This window comes from Streptomyces sp. NRRL S-920 (assembly GCF_000717945.1).
Taxonomy (GTDB): domain Bacteria; phylum Actinomycetota; class Actinomycetes; order Streptomycetales; family Streptomycetaceae; genus Streptomyces; species Streptomyces alboniger.
Window position 1 is genome coordinate 1 of sequence record NZ_JODF01000096.1, and the last position, 19230, is coordinate 19230.

17 protein-coding genes are annotated in these 19230 nt (G+C 69.7%); 8 read left to right on the plus strand and 9 right to left on the minus strand.

Annotated features, from left to right (window positions below; all coding sequences use genetic code 11):
* Positions 1 to 133: 133 nt before the first annotated feature.
* Entirely contained in the window at positions 134 to 1756 is a 1623-nt protein-coding gene (locus tag IG54_RS0135705) for a protein kinase domain-containing protein (protein WP_030794775.1), read from the minus strand.
* 306 nt (positions 1757 to 2062) lie between these two features.
* Here IG54_RS0135705 and IG54_RS0135710 point away from each other — a divergent pair, with 306 nt between their 5' ends.
* Positions 2063 to 3625, plus strand: a complete 1563-nt coding sequence (locus IG54_RS0135710; protein ID WP_030794778.1) for a protein kinase domain-containing protein — start codon at positions 2063 to 2065, stop codon at positions 3623 to 3625.
* A gap of 50 nt (positions 3626 to 3675) precedes the next feature.
* On the opposite strand, the gene IG54_RS0135715 is transcribed toward IG54_RS0135710, so the two are convergent.
* Together IG54_RS0135715 and IG54_RS0135720 are read right to left on the minus strand one after the other, a co-directional pair.
* Positions 3676 to 4119: a pyridoxamine 5'-phosphate oxidase family protein gene (locus IG54_RS0135715; protein ID WP_030794781.1), complete on the minus strand. Its 444-nt coding sequence runs from the start codon at positions 4117 to 4119 to the stop codon at positions 3676 to 3678.
* A 106-nt stretch (positions 4120 to 4225) separates the two neighbouring features.
* Positions 4226 to 4888, minus strand: a complete 663-nt coding sequence (locus IG54_RS0135720; RefSeq protein WP_030794784.1) for a response regulator — start codon at positions 4886 to 4888, stop codon at positions 4226 to 4228.
* Positions 4889 to 5281: 393 nt separating this feature from the next.
* On the opposite strand from IG54_RS0135720, the gene pdhA reads away from it, so the two are divergent.
* The 3 genes from pdhA to IG54_RS0135735 are packed head-to-tail and all read left to right on the plus strand — an operon-like array spanning position 5282 to position 8909.
* On the plus strand, positions 5282 to 6484 hold the full coding sequence (gene pdhA / locus IG54_RS0135725) for a pyruvate dehydrogenase (acetyl-transferring) E1 component subunit alpha (RefSeq protein WP_030794787.1): 1203 nt from the start codon (positions 5282 to 5284) through the stop codon (positions 6482 to 6484).
* A gap of 2 nt (positions 6485 to 6486) precedes the next feature.
* A complete protein-coding gene (locus IG54_RS0135730; protein ID WP_030794789.1) occupies positions 6487 to 7467 on the plus strand; it encodes an alpha-ketoacid dehydrogenase subunit beta in 981 nt (326 codons plus the stop codon).
* An 11-nt stretch (positions 7468 to 7478) separates the two neighbouring features.
* Positions 7479 to 8909, plus strand: a complete 1431-nt coding sequence (locus tag IG54_RS0135735; protein ID WP_030794792.1) for a dihydrolipoamide acetyltransferase family protein — start codon at positions 7479 to 7481, stop codon at positions 8907 to 8909.
* Between the two features lie 72 nt (positions 8910 to 8981).
* Here IG54_RS0135735 and IG54_RS0135740 read toward each other — a convergent pair whose 3' ends face one another.
* Positions 8982 to 9878 carry a D-alanyl-D-alanine carboxypeptidase family protein gene (locus tag IG54_RS0135740; protein ID WP_051820407.1) on the minus strand — a complete coding sequence of 299 codons (897 nt, stop codon included), beginning with the start codon at positions 9876 to 9878 and terminating at the stop codon, positions 8982 to 8984.
* Between the two features lie 187 nt (positions 9879 to 10065).
* On the opposite strand from IG54_RS0135740, the gene IG54_RS0135745 reads away from it, so the two are divergent.
* A complete protein-coding gene (locus tag IG54_RS0135745) occupies positions 10066 to 10719 on the plus strand; it encodes a GntR family transcriptional regulator (protein ID WP_030794799.1) in 654 nt (217 codons plus the stop codon).
* Positions 10720 to 10820: 101 nt separating this feature from the next.
* Positions 10821 to 12068 carry an MFS transporter gene (locus tag IG54_RS0135750; RefSeq protein WP_030794802.1) on the plus strand — a complete coding sequence of 416 codons (1248 nt, stop codon included), beginning with the start codon at positions 10821 to 10823 and terminating at the stop codon, positions 12066 to 12068.
* Between the two features lie 12 nt (positions 12069 to 12080).
* Here the strand turns inward: IG54_RS0135750 and IG54_RS0135755 are convergent, their stop codons facing one another.
* Positions 12081 to 12905: a maleylpyruvate isomerase family mycothiol-dependent enzyme gene (locus tag IG54_RS0135755; protein WP_030794805.1), complete on the minus strand. Its 825-nt coding sequence runs from the start codon at positions 12903 to 12905 to the stop codon at positions 12081 to 12083.
* A gap of 145 nt (positions 12906 to 13050) precedes the next feature.
* Between IG54_RS0135755 and IG54_RS0135760 the strand changes: the two genes are divergently transcribed.
* Entirely contained in the window at positions 13051 to 13848 is a 798-nt protein-coding gene (locus IG54_RS0135760; protein ID WP_030794808.1) for a carbon-nitrogen family hydrolase, read from the plus strand.
* A gap of 52 nt (positions 13849 to 13900) precedes the next feature.
* On the opposite strand, the gene IG54_RS0135765 is transcribed toward IG54_RS0135760, so the two are convergent.
* The 4 genes from IG54_RS0135765 to IG54_RS0135780 all read right to left on the minus strand — a co-directional run bounded on the left by IG54_RS0135765 (position 13901) and on the right by IG54_RS0135780 (position 18170).
* A complete protein-coding gene (locus IG54_RS0135765; RefSeq protein WP_030794811.1) occupies positions 13901 to 14398 on the minus strand; it encodes an LURP-one-related/scramblase family protein in 498 nt (165 codons plus the stop codon).
* A gap of 64 nt (positions 14399 to 14462) precedes the next feature.
* Entirely contained in the window at positions 14463 to 14693 is a 231-nt protein-coding gene (locus tag IG54_RS0135770) for a hypothetical protein (protein ID WP_030794814.1), read from the minus strand.
* 89 nt (positions 14694 to 14782) lie between these two features.
* Positions 14783 to 16081, minus strand: a complete 1299-nt coding sequence (locus tag IG54_RS0135775) for a M18 family aminopeptidase (protein ID WP_030794818.1) — start codon at positions 16079 to 16081, stop codon at positions 14783 to 14785.
* Positions 16082 to 16343: 262 nt separating this feature from the next.
* Positions 16344 to 18170, minus strand: a complete 1827-nt coding sequence (locus IG54_RS0135780; protein ID WP_030794821.1) for an acyl-CoA dehydrogenase — start codon at positions 18168 to 18170, stop codon at positions 16344 to 16346.
* 120 nt (positions 18171 to 18290) lie between these two features.
* Between IG54_RS0135780 and IG54_RS0135785 the strand changes: the two genes are divergently transcribed.
* Positions 18291 to 18782, plus strand: coding sequence for an SseB family protein (locus tag IG54_RS0135785; protein ID WP_030794826.1), 492 nt, complete (start codon positions 18291 to 18293; stop codon positions 18780 to 18782).
* The last annotated feature ends 448 nt before the right edge of the window (positions 18783 to 19230 follow it).

A 19230-nucleotide genomic window follows, 5' to 3' on the forward strand; every position in this document is an offset into this window, starting at 1 on the left:
GCTTCGCTCGAGCAGGGGGCGCCCCCATCGCGTTGCCGCCCTCCTCCGCCTTGCATCTCGACGCACCAGACCCCGCTCACCTGCGCAGAAAGGTGACCGCCACCCAAGTACGGCCTGATCCGCCGGACAGGCCCTAGGCCGGGTTTCCCGTCGAGATGTCGAACTGGATGTCCACGTTCTTCGGGTCGACCTCCGTGCCTTCCTTCGGGGTCTGCCGCATCACGGTGTCCTTGCCGTAGGCGTTCTCGTCGACCTCGCGCTTGTCGTAATTCCATCCGGCGGCCTGGAGGCAGGTCAGGACCGACTTCCAGTCCCTGAAGGTGAAGTCGGGGAGCTTGATCTTGGTCTCGTCGTTGTAGCCGACGTCGGGCTCCTTGCACTTCTCCTTCTCGATCGTGTTGCCGCGGTCGGGCCCCTTGTACCCCGCCACCGGCGTCTTCTTGTCGCCCGCCGCATCCTTGCCGTCGTCGGCATTGAGGGTGAGCGCGGTGATGAGGCCGCCGATGGCGATGAGCGCGACGACGATCGAGCCGATGATCACCGGCATGTTCCGCCGCTTGCCGCCGCCCGAGCCCGAGGGGGACGTGGTCGTGGCGGGCTGCGGGGAGAGGTTGTACGGGGGCGGGGTGTGCGCCCCCTGCTGCGGCGCGTACGCGTTGGTGGGCGCCGGGGTGGCGTAACCGCCCTGCTGGGGGTAGCCGTAGCCCGGCGTCGGGGCCGGGGTCGACGGGCCGTAGGCGTTCGGCTGGTACGGCGTCTGGACGCCGCCGGACTGCGGCGGGAGCGAGGAGTCGACCGGCGGGAAGACCGCGGAGCCGACACCCGCGCCGCTGGCCGTCTGCGCGCCCGGCACGATGCTGGGGGCCGCCGCCTGGAAGGACTGCGCGACGCGCAGGCACTCGTCGCGCATCGCCTCGGCGGTCGGGAAGCGCTCGTTCGGGTTCTTCTTCAGCGCGCGGGCGACGATCGCGTCGACCGCGGGCGGCAGCGAACGGTTGATCGAGGACGGAGCGACCGGCTCCTCCTGGACATGGGCGTACGCGATGGCCAGCGGCGAGTCCGCCTCGAACGGCAGCCGTCCGGTCACCAGTTGGAAGAGCATGATGCCGACCGAGTAGAGGTCGGAGCGCGCGTCCACGCCGCGGCCGAGGGCCTGCTCGGGCGAGAGGTACTGCGGGGTGCCGACGACCATGCCGGTCTGGGTCATCGACGTGACGCCGGACTGCATGGCGCGGGCGATGCCGAAGTCCATGACCTTGACGACGTTGCGCTTGGTCATCATGACGTTGCCCGGCTTGATGTCGCGGTGGACCAGGCCCATCTCGTGGCTGATCTCCAGCGCCGCCAGCACATCGGCGGTGATCTTCAGCGCCTGGTCGGTCGGCATCGCTCCGAACTGCGTGACGGACGCGTCGAGCACGGAGCCGAGCGGCTTGCCCTCGACGTACTCCATGACGATGTACGGCATCGTCGTGCCGTCCAGCTCGTCCTCACCGGTGTCGAAGACCGACACGATGTTCGTGTGCGTGAGCTTCGCCACCGACTGTGCCTCGCGCCGGAAACGCTCACGGAAGGACTGCTCGCGGCCCAGCTCGGTGTGGAGCGTCTTGATCGCGACCTGGCGGTCGAGTACGGCGTCGTACGCCAGGTGGACCGAGGCCATGCCGCCCTCGCCGAGCAGATCGCGCAGTTGGTAGCGGCCGCCGGCCAGCGAACGCCCCGCGTACCGCCCCTGTGCGCCGTCCTGGCTGCTCATCTCGTGCGTCCCCCATCGGCGCGGCGGCCGGACGGCTCCGCGGCTGGTGATCGATTACCCGCTATTCCTGGCCAAGTCTGCCCCAGGACGATGACGCGTCAAGCTCGGTGCCCGTTCCGTGACCGTACGCGCAAGAAGCGTCTCGGAAGCGTTACAAGTTAGCGCGTGAGGACCCGGGAACGCTTTTATGTCCGGTCCACCTCGAACCGGCAGGTGGCGTGAAGGCTGTAGCGTGGCCCGTCGGAGTACCCGTACAGCGGCGTACCCAGCACCAAGTACCACGACCAGAAACGACGGCGAGGACTGATGGCACAGACGCAGCGCGCTCAGGGCCCGTCCGACCCCGACGCGACTGGCGGCGGTATGTCAGACGCGCCCGAGTTGTGGGGCAATGGCGGGCTCGTCGGAGACGGCCGGTACCGGCTGACCCACCGGCTCGGCCGAGGCGGCATGGCCGAGGTGTTCGCCGCCGAGGACGTACGCCTGGGGCGGACGGTGGCGGTCAAGCTGCTGCGCTCCGACCTCGCCGAGGACCCGGTCTCCAAGGCGCGTTTCACGCGTGAGGCCCAGTCCGTCGCGGGCCTCAACCACCACGCTGTGGTCGCGGTGTACGACTCCGGTGAAGACGTCGTCGGGCCGAGCGTCGTCCCGTACATCGTCATGGAGATCGTCGAGGGCCGCACGATCCGCGATCTGCTGCTCAACGCGGAGGCGCCGGGTCCCGAGCAGGCGCTCATCATCGTCTCCGGGGTGCTCGAGGCGCTCGCGTACTCGCACCAGCACGGCATCGTGCACCGTGACATCAAGCCCGCGAACGTGATCATCACCAACACCGGCGCGGTGAAGGTGATGGACTTCGGCATCGCGCGCGCCCTGCACGGCGCGCAGTCGACGATGACGCAGACCGGCATGGTCATGGGCACGCCCCAGTACCTCTCGCCCGAGCAGGCGCTCGGCAAGGCCGTCGACCACCGCTCCGACCTGTACGCGACCGGCTGTCTGCTCTACGAACTGCTCGCGCTGCGGCCGCCGTTCACCGGTGAGACGCCGCTTTCCGTGGTCTATCAGCACGTCCAGGACACGGCCGTGCCGCCCTCCGAGGTCTCGGACGCGGCGCCGCCGGAGCTGGACGGGCTCGTCATGCGCTCCCTGGCCAAGGACCCGGACGACCGGTTCCAGACCGCCGAGGAGATGCGCGGCCTCGTCCAGTACGGGCTCCAGATGCTGCACGAACAGGGCAGCCACACGGGGACCTGGAACACCGGGCCCGTCGAGATGCACGAGGGCGGCAACACCCCGGCGATGGGCGTCGCGGGAACGGCCGCGATGGGGCACCCCGACTCCGGGACCGCGCAGATTCCCGGCCCGATGCTGCGTCCGCCGGGGGGCGACGACGGCGGCTTCGAGGGCGGGCAGCGCGGGGGCCGGGGTGGCCGCGGCAAGATGTGGGTCTTCGCCGTGCTCGCGGTCCTCGCGGTGGTCGTGGGTGTCGCCGTCGCACTGAACGCCGCGGGCGGCAAGGGCAAGGAGAAGACCCCCGACGTGACTCCTTCGACGAAGCAGTCGCAGGAGAAGAAGCCCAGCAAGAGCCCGGACAAGGACGAGACGGACGAGCCGACGGAGCCGGGCAGCGACACCGGGGGCCAGACGGGCTACCCGCCGCAGACGAACCAGCCGACCGGGCCCACGCAGCCGACCGGGGGCCCCACGCAGCCGACGGGGAACCCGACTACGCCCACGACGGACCCGACGAGCGACCCGACGACGCCGGACCCGACGGACGATCCGACCGACGACCCGCCGCCGACGCCGGACCCGACCGACGAGGGCGGCGACCCGGGCGGCGGCGGGGACGACCCCGGGGCCTGATCGGGCGGCCCGGCCGCTCAGGGCCGGGCAGGTGAGCCCTGCCGTGTGCGTCAGCGGGCGTGCTGGAGGCCGCGGTCGTGGGCCGCGGTGAAGGTGTGGACCTTGGTCACCTGCGGCTCGATCCGCAGATAGACCGGGTCGAACAGCTCGCCGTCCGCGTAGTGCGGCGCGGGGCCGAAGAGTTCCAGCTCGGCGTTGGACGGTTCGACCGCCTCGCACAGGCCGATGCACTGCACGGTCCACTGGCCGCCCTGCCGCGCGGTCGCCACGTCGAGGTTGTCCGCGCCGTACGCGACGACGCTGCCCACGCACGCGTGGTGGTAGCCGTATCCCCTGTGCAGACGCAGCAGGATCTTCCCGCCGACGACGATGTGGCGGGCCGCCGCGAGGAAGGGCAGCGCGCGCATGCTGGTCGCCACCCGCCCGTAGTCCGTACGGCGGAGCAGTTCGAAGGCGAGCTGTTCATCGGCGGAGGCGGTGGGGTCGATGGACATGCCCCCACCCTCGTCCAGAAGCGGGACGCCACAAAAGAGGAGCCCGCCCCCATCAAACGGGACGAAAGTCCCTTCAGTGTTCCTTCGGCACTGCTTCAGTGCTCGTTCAGTGCTGCTTCTCGGCCTGCATGCGCGCCACGTACGCGGCGGCCTGTGAGCGCCGCTCCATGCCCAGCTTGGAGAGCAGGCTGGAGACGTAGTTCTTGATGGTCTTCTCCGCGAGGTGCAGCCGCTCGCCGATGACGCGGTTCGTGAGGCCCTCTCCGATCAGGTCGAGGATCTTCCGCTCCTGGTCGGTGAGGTTGGCCAGGCGGTCGTCGCCCTTGGTGTTGTTGCCGTCGCGCAGCCGTTCGAGGACCCGGGCCGTGGCGACGGGGTCCAGCAGGGACTTCCCGGCGGCCACGTCGCGCACGGCGGTCAGCAGCTCATTGCCGCGGATGGCCTTGAGGACATAACCGGAGGCGCCGGCCATGATCGCGTCGAAGAGGGCCTCGTCATCGGCGAACGAGGTGAGCATCAGGCATTTGATGTCCTCGTTCTGCGAGCGGATCTCGCGGCACACCTCGACCCCGCTGCCGTCCGGCAGGCGCACATCGAGCACGGCCACGTCGGGCCGGGTCGCCGGGATCCTGACCAGGGCGTCCGCCGCGGTACCGGCCTCGCCGACCACCTCGATATCGGACTCGACGGAGAGCAGCTCATGGACTCCGCGCCGCACCACTTCGTGGTCGTCGAGGAGAAATACCGTAATTTTTCCATCTTCGCGCACGGAGCCAGTCTCACACACGATCTCTTCCGGTGCCCGGGCGGAACCCTTCCCGTGGCCGGGGTGGCCGGGATAACGTGCCGGTGTTCCGGCCCCCTGCCAGGCTGTGATCAGTGCTGTGACCAGGAAGTGTTCCCCCTTTTCCCGACGTACTTCTCGACGTACTCGGAAATCCGAGCAATCAGGTACTTGGATTTCCGAGTAAATTCGCAGGTCAGATGGGGTTTCACAGAATTGGCGAGCACTGGGTAACGTGCATTGTGCAGGGCGTTCGCCGGGACACCTGTCACGCCTGTTCCCGGCCGAGACGCACCCACCCCGTGCGCGGGCACGGATCAGGCGAGCCGCACTGGCCTCACCGGTAACCCCGGGGGCCGGACCGACGGAGGAGCACACGTGACCGTGGAGAGCACCGCCGCGCGCAAACCGCGCCGCAGCAGTACCGGCGGCGGCAAGCGCGCCGCAAGCGCCAAGAAGGCCGCTCCGCAGAAAAGCACGGAGCCCGAGCTTGTACAGCTGCTGACGCCCGAGGGCAAGCGGGTCAAGAGCGCGGAGAACGCCGTGTACGACGCGTATGTCGACGGCATCACGAGCGAGGAGCTGCGCGGCCTGTACCGCGACATGGTCCTCACCCGCCGCTTCGACGCCGAGGCCACCTCGCTCCAGCGCCAGGGCGAGCTGGGCCTGTGGGCCTCGCTGCTCGGCCAGGAGGCCGCGCAGATCGGTTCCGGCCGGGCCACCCGCGACGACGACTACGTGTTCCCCACGTACCGCGAGCACGGCGTCGCCTGGTGCCGCGGGGTCGACCCGACGAACCTGCTCGGCATGTTCCGCGGCGTGAACAACGGCGGCTGGGACCCGAACAGCAACAACTTCCACCTGTACACGATCGTCATCGGCTCGCAGACCCTGCACGCCACCGGCTACGCGATGGGCGTGGCCAAGGACGGCGCCGACTCGGCCGTGATCGCGTACTTCGGGGACGGTGCCTCCAGCCAGGGGGACGTCGCTGAATCGTTCACCTTCTCCGCGGTCTACAACGCCCCCGTCGTGTTCTTCTGCCAGAACAACCAGTGGGCCATCTCCGAGCCGACCGAGAAGCAGACCCGCGTGCCGCTCTACCAGCGCGCCCAGGGCTACGGCTTCCCCGGTGTGCGGATCGACGGCAACGACGTGCTCGCCGTGCTCGCCGTCACCAAGTGGGCCCTGGAGCGGGCGCGTACGGGCGAGGGCCCGGCGCTGATCGAGGCGTTCACGTACCGCATGGGCGCGCACACCACGTCCGACGACCCGAGCAAGTACCGCAACGACGACGAGCGGGTGGCGTGGGAGGCCAAGGACCCGATTCTGCGGCTGCGGGCGTTCCTGGAGTCCGAAGGTCACGCGGATGAGGGATTTTTCGCGGAACTCGACGACGAGAGCGAAGCGTTGGGCAAGCGAGTGCGAGAGGTGGTGCGGGCGATGCCGGATCCGGACCTGATGGCGATCTTCGAGAATGTCTACGCGGACGGGCACGCGCTCGTGGACGAGGAGCGCGCCCAGTTCGCCGCGTACCAGGCGTCGTTCGCCGACGCCCCCGCGGGCGGGGAGGTCAAGTAACCATGACTGTCCAGAAACTGCCCATCGCCAAGGCGATCAACGAATCGCTGCGCACGGCGCTGGAGAACGACCCCAAGGTCCTCATCATGGGCGAGGACGTCGGCAAGCTCGGCGGCGTCTTCCGGGTGACGGACGGGCTCCAGAAGGACTTCGGCGAGGAGCGGGTCATCGACACCCCGCTCGCCGAGTCCGGCATCGTCGGCACGGCCATCGGCCTCGCCCTGCGCGGGTACCGCCCGGTGGTGGAGATCCAGTTCGACGGCTTCGTCTTCCCCGCCTACGACCAGATCGTCACGCAGCTGGCGAAGATGCACGCCCGCGCGCTCGGCAAGATCAAGATGCCGGTCGTCATCCGCATTCCGTACGGCGGTGGCATCGGTGCCGTCGAGCACCACAGCGAGTCGCCCGAGACGCTGTTCGCGCACGTGGCGGGCCTGAAGGTGGTCTCTCCGTCGAACTCGGCGGATGCCTACTGGATGATGCAGCAGGCCATCCAGAGCGACGACCCGGTGATCTTCTTCGAGCCCAAGCGGCGGTACTGGGACAAGGGCGAGGTCGACAAGGAGTCGATCCCCGGCCCCCTGCACAAGGCCACCGTCGCCCGCGAGGGCAGCGACCTGACGCTCGCGGCGTACGGGCCGATGGTGAAGGTCTGCCTGGAGGCGGCCGCGGCCGCCGAGGAGGAGGGCAAGTCCCTGGAGGTCCTGGACCTGCGCTCCATGTCGCCGATCGACTTCGATGCCGTGCAGGCCTCGGTGGAGAAGACCCGGCGGCTCGTCGTCGTGCACGAGGCCCCGGTCTTCCTGGGCACGGGCGCGGAGATCGCCGCGCGCATCACCGAGCGGTGCTTCTACCACCTGGAGGCCCCGGTGCTGAGGGTCGGCGGCTACCACGCCCCGTATCCGCCGGCGCGCCTCGAGGAGGAGTACCTGCCGGGCCTCGACCGGGTGCTCGACGCCGTCGACCGCTCGCTGGCGTACTGAGGGAGAGGGTCGTGACGACGATGACAGACACCGCTCTTGCCGAGTTCAAGATGCCCGACGTGGGCGAAGGGCTCACCGAGGCCGAGATCCTCAAGTGGTACGTGGCGCCCGGTGACACCGTCACCGACGGCCAGGTCGTGTGCGAGGTCGAGACGGCCAAGGCCGCGGTCGAACTCCCCATTCCGTTCAACGGCGTCGTGAGTGAGCTGCGCTTCCCCGAGGGCACCACGGTCGACGTCGGCCAGGTGATCATCTCGGTGGACGTGTCGGGTGGGGCGGGTGCGGGGGCCTCGGTGGCGCCAGAGCCGCTGAGTGCGCCCGAGCCTGAGGCCGCGCCTGAGCCCGAGCCCGCCGAGCCGCAGGGGCGGCAGCCCGTGCTCGTGGGATACGGGGTCGCCGAGGCCTCCACCAAGCGGCGGGCCCGGAAGGCCGAATCGATGGACGCCCCTGTCGCGGCGCCGGAGCCGGAGGCACAACGGGAGAGCGGGCTCAACGGCCACGGTGTCCGGCCGCTCGCCAAGCCACCCGTCCGCAAGCTCGCCAAGGACCTCGGCGTGGACCTCGCGACGGTCACGCCGTCCGGTCCCGACGGGATCATCACGCGCGAGGACGTGCACGCGGCGGTGGCCCAGGCCGTCACCGAGCCCGCGCCCGCCGCGCCCCAGGCGCCGCAGGCAGCGGAGGCACCCGCCCCCGCTCCGGTGGCCGCTCCCGCGCCCGCCCCGGTGGTCGGCGCGGATGCCAGGGAGACCCGCATCCCCGTCAAGGGCGTACGGAAGGTCACCGCGCAGGCGATGGTCCACTCGGCGTTCACCGCGCCGCACGTCACCGAGTTCGTGACGGTCGACGTGACGCGGACGATGAAGCTGGTCGAGGAGTTGAAGCAGGACAGGGCTTTCGAGGGGTTGCGGGTCAATCCGCTGCTGCTCATCTCCAAGGCCCTGCTGGTCGCGATCAAGCGCCACCCCGAGGTCAACGCCGCCTGGGACGAGGCGAATCAGGAGATCGTCCAGAAGCACTATGTGAACCTCGGCATCGCCGCGGCCACCCCGCGCGGTCTGATCGTGCCGAACATCAAGGACGCGCACGCCAAGACCCTGCCCGAACTGGCCGAGGCTCTCGGCGAGTTGGTGACCACGGCCCGCGCGGGCAAGACGTCGCCCGGCGCCATGCAGGGCGGCACGGTCACGATCACGAACGTCGGCGTCTTCGGCGTCGACACGGGCACGCCGATCCTGAACCCCGGCGAGTCGGCGATCCTCGCGGTCGGCTCGATCAAGCTTCAGCCGTGGGTCCACAAGGGCAAGGTCAAGCCGCGCCAGGTGACGACGCTCGCGCTCTCCTTCGACCACCGCCTGGTGGACGGGGAGCTGGGCTCCAAGGTGCTCGCCGATGTGGCGGCCATCCTGGAGCGGCCGAAGCGGTTGCTGACCTGGGCGTAATGCCCGCCGAGCAGGGAGAAGGGGGGCCCGCCGCGGTGATCGCGGCGGGCCCCCCTTCGTTCCGTCAACGCGTCAGGCGACCTTGAAGCCGTAGTCCATCAGCTTCTTGGCGTCCGAGAGGCGGTTGGCCGCCGAGGACGAGGTCAGGACGGTGCCGATGACCGTCTTGCCGTTCCGGGTCGCCGCGAAGACGAGGCAGTACTTCGCCTCGGGGCCGGAGCCCGTCTTCACGCCGAGGGCGCCGCTGTAGGAGCCGAGGAGCTTGTTCGTGTTCTCCCAGGCCATGTTGCGGTAGCCGCCGGACTTCGTGGTGACCTTCTGGGTGGTCGCCTTCGTCTTCACGACCGTGCGGAACGTGGAGTACTTCATGGCGTTGCTGGCGAGCTTCGTCAGGTCGCGCGGCGTCGAGTAGTTCTGGCCGTGCCCGATGCCGTCGAAGGAGTCGAAGTGCGTGTTCGTCAGGCCGAGGGACCTGGCGGTGGAGTTCATCTGGCCGATGAAGTTCTTCACGCGGGCCGAACGGGTCGTGCCCTTGCCGAACTTGTCCGCGAGTGCGTACGCGGCATCGCAGCCGGACGGCAGCATCAGCCCGTACAGCAGCTGGCGGACGGTGACCTTGTCGCCGACGATCAGGCGGGCGGAGGAGGCGTAGTTATTGGCGACGATGTAGTCGCTGTACGCCTTCTGGACCGTGACCTTGGAATCCAGGTTGAGGTTCCGCTGGCCGAGGACCACGCGCGCCGTCATGATCTTCGTCGTGGAGCCGGTGGACCGGCGGGTGTCGGCGGCCTTGGTGAACAGGCTCTTGCCCGTGCCGTTGTTCATCACATAGCCGCCCTTGGCGGCGATGGACGGCTTCGGCGGTGCGGCCGCGTGGGCCGGGGTGGTGAGGACGCCGCCGGCCAGTATCGCGCTCGCGGTGATGGTAACGGCTGATACGCGACGTACGCCCTTAATGCCGGTATTCAAGATCTCTGCTCCAAATGCCCCTGGATTGCGGCCACATGGAGGGGGCCGCTCTTACGTAAGACGAGTGGGAGACGTGAATGGATGTGCCGGATGGCCCGGGAATTGCTCGTGCGGCCTTCAAAGCGACGAGTTTCCGCCATATGGACCGGGGATTCCCGCGTATACGTGTTGTATCTATGCTGTGCGCATGTCAGTCATCGCCATCAAGCAGCCCCCCGCCGCGGAGCGCGTCTACGCGTATGTGAAGCGGGCCGTCCTGGAGCGCCGCTACGAGGGCGGCACGCTCCTCACCGAGGGGGAGCTGGCCGAGGCCGTGGGGGTTTCCCGCACGCCCGTGCGGGAGGCGCTGCTGAAGCTTGAGGTGGAGGGGTTGCTGCGGCTCTACCCCAAGAAGGGGGCGCTCGTGCTGCCCGTCTCCGCGCAGGAGATCGCGGACGTCGTCGAGACGCGGCTGCTCGTCGAGACGCACGCGGTGCGCAAGGCCGTACCGGCGCCGGCGGGGCTCGTGGAGCGGCTGGAGGGGCTGCTCTCCCGGCAGCGGGAGCAGGCCGCGGCGGGGGACCTCGCCGGGGCGGCGGTCACCGACCGCTGCTTCCACGCGGAGATCGTGCGCAGCGGGGGGAACGAGATTCTCTCGCGGCTCTACGACCAGTTGCGGGACCGGCAGTTGAGAATGGGCGTGGCGGTCATGCATTCGCATCCCGACCGGATCGCCAAGACGCTCTCCGAGCACGAGGAGATTCTCGCGGCGTTGCGTTGCGGCGACGCCGAGGCGGCGGTCTCCGTGGTCACCCGGCATGTCGGATGGTTCCAGAACCTGGCCAGGGGTGAGGTGCGGTGAGTTCTCCAGGTTCTCCGGGCTCTCCGGGTTCTCCCGGTTCTCCGGGGTCTCCTTCCGCGCCCGTTTCCCTTCCCGGTGATCCGCCCGGGGGCAGGAAGGCCGTGGTCGTCTGGTCCATCGGGGTCGCCGTCTATTTCGTCGCCGTTATTTTCCGGACCTCTCTCGGTGTCGCCGGGCTCGACGCGGCCGACCGGTTTCACGTCAACGCGTCGGCCCTTTCGACTTTCTCCATACTCCAGTTGCTCGTGTACGCGGGGATGCAGATACCCGTCGGCCTGATGGTCGACCGGCTCGGCACCAAAAAGGTGCTGACCATCGGCGTCGTGCTGTTCACGGTCGGACAGCTCGGCTTCGCCTTCTCACCCTCGTACGCGATGGCGCTCGCCTCCCGCGCCCTGCTCGGCTGCGGCGACGCGCTGACCTTCATCAGCGTGCTGCGGCTCGGCACCCGCTGGTTCCCCGCCCGGCGCGGCCCGCTGGTCGCCCAGCTCGCGGGGCTCGTCGGCATGGCGGGCAACCTCGTCTCCACCCTCGTGCTGGCCCGGCTGCTGCACTCCGTCGGTTGGACCGCCGCCTTCGCGGGCAGCGCGCTGTGCGGTGTCGTCGTCCTCGTCCTGATGACGCTGTTCCTGAAGGACCACCCGGAGGGCCATGAACCGGAGCCCGCCGACCGCGCCGGCGTGGCCTTCGTACGCGAGCAGATCGCCCTGTCCTGGCGGGAGCCCGGCACCCGGCTCGGGATGTGGGTGCACTTCACCACACAGTTCCCCGCGATGGTGTTCCTGCTGCTGTGGGGCCTGCCGTTCCTCGTCGAGGCGCAGGGCCTGTCCCGGGCGACCGCGGGTGAACTGCTGACGCTCGTCGTGCTGTCCAACATGGTCGTCGGCCTGGTCTACGGCCAGATCGTCGCCCGGCACCACGCCGCGCGCCTCCCGCTGGCGCTCGGCACGGTCGGGGCGACGGCCGCGGCCTGGGCGGCCACGCTCGCCTCCCCGGGGGACCACGCCCCGATGTGGCTGCTGGTCGTCCTGTGCGCCGTGCTCGGCGCCTGCGGGCCCGCCTCGATGATCGGCTTCGACTTCGCGCGGCCCGCCAACCCGCCGGAGCGCCAGGGCACGGCCTCCGGCATCACCAACATGGGCGGCTTCGTCGCCTCCATGACGACGCTGCTCGCCATCGGCCTGCTCCTCGACGCGACCGGCCAGAACTATCGCGTGGCGTTCTCGGCGGTGTTCGTGCTCGAAGCGGTGGGGCTCTGCCAGATCCTGCGGCTGGGGTCCCGGGCGGTGCGCCGGGAGCGGGAGCGGCTGGTCGCCTCCCGGGTCGAGGCAGTCCACGTCCCTGCCTGAGCCGCCCCACCGCTATGGCGTCACCGCGAAGTTGCGCAGGATCGCCTCCGCGAGGTCCTGGTCGCCCTCGGCCTTGACCCGGTCGGCGACGGCCGGGTACGTCACGCGGCCGCAGGCCAGTCTGAAATACGTCTCCCAGTCGAGGGCGATGGTGGCGAGCGGGCCCAGCGAGGGCGCGTTGTCCACCGTGCCCCTGCCCTCGGCGTCCACGCGCACCGTGCGCAGGAACTCCACGGGGCCGCTCACGTCGAAAACGACCGCCGAGTTCGCCGGCGCGCCCGCCTTCTTGGCCACGACCTTCGCGAGGCCTTGCAGGAGGAGGTCCCGGACGACGTAGGCACCGGCGGAGTCGAGGTTGCCGGGCTTCCGCAGCGTCGTACGCAGGTCCTGTTCGTGCACCCACACGTCGAACGCCCGCATCCGCATGGCCAGTTCGAGGGTCTGCTCGGAGCCGAGCGGGCCGCGGATCTTGGTGCCCGGGTCCCGAGACTCGTTCCGCAGCTGCCGGGAGCGGCGGATGATCGTGTACTCCAGCTCGGAGGTCATCTCCGGCGCGGTGTGGTGGCGCCGCACGTCGACCTGCATCTCCATGTACCGCTGGCTCTCGGTCTTCACGTGGTACAGATCGCGGGGCAGCGTGTGGATCGGGCGGGGATCGCCCAGCATCTCGCAGTCGAGGCCGATGACGTGGGAGACGATGTCGCGCACGGACCAGCCGGGGCAGGGCGTCGCCCAGTTCCACTCCCCCTCGGCGAGCGGCGTCACCAGCTCGGATATCGCTTCCACGGAGTGGGTCCAGGCATCGGCGTAGGTTTGCAGGCTGGGATGGAGACTCACGGGACCCCTCGACGGTCGTACGCGGGCGGTGGGTGTCTGAGACGTAAAGTTACGCTGCCCGCAGGCACCCCGGCAGTGCTTTCGTGTGACGATCGTAGGCTGTACTTGACGTTGCCGACGGATCCAATGCCAGGACGGTGGTAGTGTGCGCGCCTCCCTCATCCAGATCGCTGTAGACGAGGGCGAACCGGTCAATTCCCGTCGGTCGCGGGTCGCTTCACTGGTACGTGAGGTGAGCGCGCGGGACGGTTCGGACCTGGTCGTCCTCCCCGAACTGTGGACCACGGGCGCCTTCGCCTACGAGTCCTTCGCCGAGGAGGCGGAGCCGCTCGAAGGACCCACGTACGAGGTGATGGCCAAGGCCGCGGCCGACGCGGGCGTGTGGCTGCACGCCGGGTCGATCCCCGAGCGCGCCGCGTCCGACGGCGCGCTCTACAACACCTCGCTCGTCTTCTCCCCCGAGGGCGAACTCGCCGCCGCCTACCGGAAGATCCACCGCTTCGGCTTCGACAAGGGCGAGGCGGTGCTGATGGCGGCGGGCTCGCAGCTCGTGACGGTACGGACGCCGGCCACCACCCTCGGCCTCGCCACCTGCTACGACCTGCGCTTCCCCGAGCTGTTCCGGGGACTTGTCGACGAGGGCGCCGAGATGTTCGTGGTGCCCGCCGGGTGGCCCGAGCGGCGGCGTGAGCACTGGCGGCTGCTCGCCCGGGCGCGGGCGGTCGAGGACCAGGTGTACGTCCTCGCGTGCGGCACCGGCGGTACGCACGCGGGCGTCCCGCAGGCCGGGCACAGCCTCGTCGTCGACCCGTGGGGCGAGGTCCTCGCGGAGGCGGGTGACGGCGAGGAGGTCCTGACCGTCGACATCGACCCCGGGAAGGTGGCGGCGACGCGGGAGCAGTTTCCCGCGCTGAAGGACCGCCTCCTGGGGCGGGCTCCGTAGTCCCTGGACTCCGTAGGCACCTGGAGTCCCTGGACTCCGTAGGCCCCTGGGCTCAGTCGTGGTCCTCCCGCTCCTTCTCGGCGAGGCGGATGACGCAGACGGTGACGGCGAGCAGCAGCGCCGGGTCGGTGTCCTCGCGCACGATGTGCAGGCCGTACGCGTCGCGCACGCTGAACCAGCGGCGCGAGATGTCGGCGAGCAGTTCACCGTCGTACTCGATGGCGAACTCACGGTCGAGGATCTTGCCGCTGACGTCCAGCTCGGTGCCGTCGACGAGCGCGACGCGGTAGTGGTTGCGCAGCAGGGACAGGCGCTTGCGCCTGACGGTGGCGAGCGCCTCTCCCTCCCGCTCGATGACCATGGTGTCGCGCAGGGCGAGCATCTTGGCGTGGATGTCGACGAGGACCCTGCCCTGCATGTCCTTCAGCTCGAAGGTGTCGCGCAGCCGCATCGCCTTGCCGTCGACGAAGAAGACCTTGCGGCCCCGCTCGTCCTCGATCCAGTAGTCGTCGCCGATGCCGAGGAGCCGGTCGCGTACGAGTAGTTTCATGCCGCCATCACTACCCCGAAACCGGTACGGACCGGACGCGGCCCGGCCGTGTCACCCCTCGGGATCAGTAACCCCTGCGCTCCTGGTCGGGGTCGACGATCGTGGTCTGCGCGGCCGGTGGCACCACCGCCCGCCTGCGCCGCGCGATGCTGGTGAACGCGGCGACACCGATGAGACCCACCGCCATCATGACGAGACCGGCGACGGTGACGTTGAGGCCTTCCATCTTCCAGTCGGTCGCGAACGTGAGAATGGCGCCCACGGCGATGAGGATGATGCATCCGCCCAGGCCCATATGGACCGCCTCCCTGTGGTCGTGTCTGCGCAGCACCGTGTACCCGGCTGCGCCACGACCACACGGAATGCGGCCCCTCAGCCGTCCGCTCAGCCCTCCAGGAACGCCACGAGCGCGTTGGCCAGCAGATACGGGTCGTCCGCGCCGCACAGCTCGCGCACGCTGTGCATGGACAGGATCGCGACGCCGATGTCGACCGTCTTGATGCCGTGCCGGGCGGCGGTGATGGGGCCGATGGTCGTGCCGCACGGCATCGCGTTGTTGGAGACGAACGACTGGAAGGGCACGCCCGCCTTCTCGCACGCGGCGGCGAAGACCGAGCGTCCGGCGCCGTCCGTGGCGTAGCGGTTGTTGACGTTGACCTTGAGGATCGGGCCGCCGTTGGCACGGGGGTGGTGCGTCGGGTCGTGCCGCTCCGCGTAGTTGGGGTGCACGGCGTGGCCGGTGTCGGAGGAGAGGCAGACGGTGCCGGCGAAGGCGCGGGCCCGGTCCTCGTACGAGCCGCCGCGCGCGAACACGGACCGTTCGAGGACGCTGCCGAGCAGCGGGCCGTCGGCGCCGGTGTCGGACTGCGAGCCGTTCTCCTCGTGGTCGAAGGCGGCGAGTACGGGGATGTAGGGGAGGTCGCTCCCGGCCGCCACGGCGGTGAGGGCGGCCGTCGCGGCGTGCACGGACAGGAGGTTGTCCATGCGGGGGCCCGCGACCAGTTCGCGGTCGCGGCCCAGGTACGCGGGTGGCTCCACGGAGTACGTCATGAGGTCCCAGCCGGTGACCTCGCCCTCGGCGAGGCCGGTCTCCTCCTCCAGGAAGCGGATGAGGTCGCCCTCGTCGATGTCGTCGCCGAGGCCCCAAATGGGCTGCATGTGCTTCTGCTTGTCGAGCTTGAGCCCGTCGGTGTGCACGTTCCGGTCCATGTGGATGGCCAGTTGGGGCACGCGCAGCAGCGGCCGGTCGATGTTCACGAGCCGCGAGGTGCCGTCGCGCAGCGAGAGGCGGCCGGCGAGGCCGAGGTCCCTGTCGAGCCAGGAGTTGAGCAGGGGGCCTCCGTAGATCTCGACCGCGACCTGGCGCCAGCCGTGGGCGCCGGCGTCGGGCTGCGGCTTCACGCGGAGGTTGGGGGAGTCGGTGTGGGCGCCGACGATGCGGAAGGGGGTGTGCGGGGAGGCGCTCTCCGGGACGTACCAGGCGACGATGGCGCCGCCCCTCAGTACGTACTTGCCGCCGGTCGTCCCGTCCCAGGCGTCGGTCTCCTCGACCTGCCGGAAGCCGGCCTTCTCCAGCCGCTCGGCGGCGCTCGCCACGGCGTGGTACGGCGTGGGGCTCGCCGCGAGGAAGGACATGAGGTCTTCGGTGTGGCCGCGGTCGAAGGGGCCGGAGGGTGTGCGCATGGCTGCCAGCCTAGCCAGAGCGGTTGCTTTTCTGCGGGGCGGTTCTTCCGGGGTGCGGCCAGCTGCTCCCTGCCCCGCCGCTCCGCGCCGGATGCCTCCCACCCACCCGCCCGTTTGCCCCGCATGGGCTGCGGGGTGGGGCGCTTCGCCTGGGGTGTTTCTCAGGTCCCAGGTCCCCCGGGGGCCGGCCCCCGGGCAGACGTGCGGGTGGCCCGCCCCCTCGAGGGGGCGGGCCACTGCGTTGTGTGCGAGGAGGGCGGGGTTAGAACGCCGCCTCGTCCAGCTCCATGATGGACAGCTCAACGCCCTCGGCGAGCTTCCGCTCGGCCGCTACGCCCGGCAGGACCGTCGTCGCGAAGAACTTGGCCGCCGCGATCTTTCCCTCGTAGAACGGCTTGTCCTTCGCCGAGGCCGTCTCCAGCTTCTCGGCGGCGACCGCCGCGCCACGGAGCAGCAGGTAGCCGACGACCACGTCGCCCGAGGCCATCAGGAGGCGCGTCGTGTTGAGGCCCACCTTGTAGATGGACTTCACGTCCTGCTCCGTCGCCGCGAGGTCCGTCAGCATGACGCCGACGATGGCCTCCAGCTCGACCGCGGCCTTGGCCAGCTCCTCGCGGGCGGCGGCCAGCGTCTCGCCGCCCGTGCCGACCGCCAGGAACTTCTTGATCTCCTCGGCGAGGCCGTTCAGCGCCGCGCCCTGGTTGCGGACGATCTTCCGGAAGAAGTAGTCCTGGCCCTGGATCGCGGTCGTGCCCTCGTACAGGGTGTCGATCTTCGCGTCACGGATGTACTGCTCGATCGGGTACTCCTGGAGGTACCCCGAGCCGCCGAACGTCTGGAGCGACTGCGCCAGCAGCTCGTACGACTTCTCCGAGCCGTAGCCCTTCACGATCGGCAGCAGCAGGTCGTTGAGCGCGTGCAGCTGCGACGCGTCCTCGCCCGCCGCCTCCTTGACCTGGATCTCGTCCTGGACGGCCGCGGTGTGCAGCACGAGCGCGCGCATGCCCTCGGCGTACGCCTTCTGCGTCATGAGCGAGCGGCGCACGTCGGGGTGGTGCGTGATGGTGACCTTGGGGGCCGTCTTGTCCATGAACTGGGCGAGGTCCGGACCCTGCACGCGCTCCTTGGCGTACTCCAGGGCGTTCAGGTAGCCCGTCGAGAGCGTGGCGATGGCCTTCGTGCCGACCATCATGCGCGCGAACTCGATGATCATGAACATCTGGCGGATGCCGTCGTGCTTGTCGCCGATCAGCCAGCCCTTGGCGGGGTGCTGGTCGCCGAAGGTCATCTCGCACGTGTTGGAGGCCTTGAGGCCCATCTTGTGCTCGACGTTCGTGGCGTAGACGCCGTTGCGCTCGCCCAGCTCGCCGGTCTCCCAGTCGAAGTTGTACTTCGGGACCAGGAAGAGGGAGAGGCCCTTGGTGCCGGGGCCCGCGCCCTCGGGGCGGGCGAGGACGTAGTGGAGGATGTTCTCCGACATGTCGTGCTCACCGGACGTGATGAAGCGCTTCACGCCCTCGATGTGCCAGGAGCCGTCCTCCTGCTGGACCGCCTTCGTGCGACCGGCGCCGACGTCCGAACCGGCGTCCGGCTCGGTGAGGACCATCGTGGAGCCCCACTGCTTGTCCACGGCGATCTGCGCGACCTTCTTCTGCGCCTCGTTGCCCTCCTCGAAGAGGATGCCGGCGAACGCCGGACCCGAGGAGTACATCCAGACGGCCGGGTTGGCGCCGAGCAGCAGCTCCGCGTACGCCCAGATCAGGGAGCGCGGGGAGGTCGTGCCGCCGATCTCCTCGGGCAGGCCGAGGCGCCAGTACTCGGAGTCCATGAAGGCCTGGTAGCTCTTCTTGAAGGACGCCGGGACGGGCGCGGTGTTGGTCTCCGGGTCGAAGACCGGGGGGTTGCGGTCGGCGTCCGTGAAGGACTCGGCCAGCTCGTTCTCGGCGAGGCGGCGCAGCTCGTCGAGGATGCTCTTGGCGGTGTCGACGTCCATCTCCGCGAACGGGCCGGTGCCGTACAGCTTGTCGCGGCCGAGCACCTCGAAGAGGTTGAACTCGATGTCGCGGAGATTCGACTTGTAGTGGCCCATGGCGAAGGCTCCGTAAGCAGGAAAGGGATGGAATACCAGCAAGTAGCTACGATGATGCTACCCGTCGGTAATAAGACGCAACCCCAAACCGCCGATCTGTGACTCAGTAGGCTTCCACCCATGTACGGCTATGACCAGAACCCCGGCGCTCAGCAGCAGTACGCACCGCCGGGGGCGCAGCCACCGCCGCAGCAGATGTCGGGCATGCCCGGCGGTGGGTACGGCCAGCAGCCTCCGCTCTATCCCGAGCCCTCGCCCCCGTCCCTGGCGGACGCGGTGCGGGCCTTCACGACCGGATCGATGTCCGCCGAGGACTTCCAGCAGATCTTCGCGGCCTCGAAGGTCTACTGCCCGCGCGGCGACAACCCCGGCTTCCTCGCGCTGCACAACACCCAGCAGCCCGTCATCCCGATGTTCACCTCCCTCAAGGAGCTGCGGCGGTACGCGGGCAAGGACTCGAAGTACTTCGTGATCACCGGCGCGGAGGTCATCGACCTCCTGCCGACGGGGTACGGCTTCGTCCTGGACATGGAGGGTGAGCACCGGATGGTCTTCGACGCGAAGGCCGTGGAGCAGATGGTGGACTTCGCGATGCGACGTATGTACGGGTGAGTGGGGCGCCGGGACCGGTTGTACGGGTGGGGGCGGCGCGCCCGTCCGGCTGACCTCTGGCTGACCCCGGGGGCCGGACGGGGTACGGCAGGTGCCGCCCCGTCAGGTGAACGGGGAGCGGGGCGTGTTCGGGGCGGGGGCGGACGCGGGATGTCTCCGGCTATGCCCGCGTCCCTGATCTCTTGGCGGCCCGTGGTGGTCGTTGTCCTCCTGAGCGTGACGATGCTCTGCGCTGTGCCGGTTACGTGGGCGGGGCCTCCTCCGCCTCCCGCGGGCCCTGCGCCTGCGGCCCCTGCGGCTCCCGGGGTCCCGGCTGACGCCGCCCTGTCCCGCCGCTTCGCGGCGGATGTCTCCCACCCACCCACCCGTTTGCCCCGCGCTGAGCAGCTGGGCCGCGGGGTGGCGGGTGTGCCCCCCGCCTCGGCTCGTTTGCCCGGCGCTGGACAGC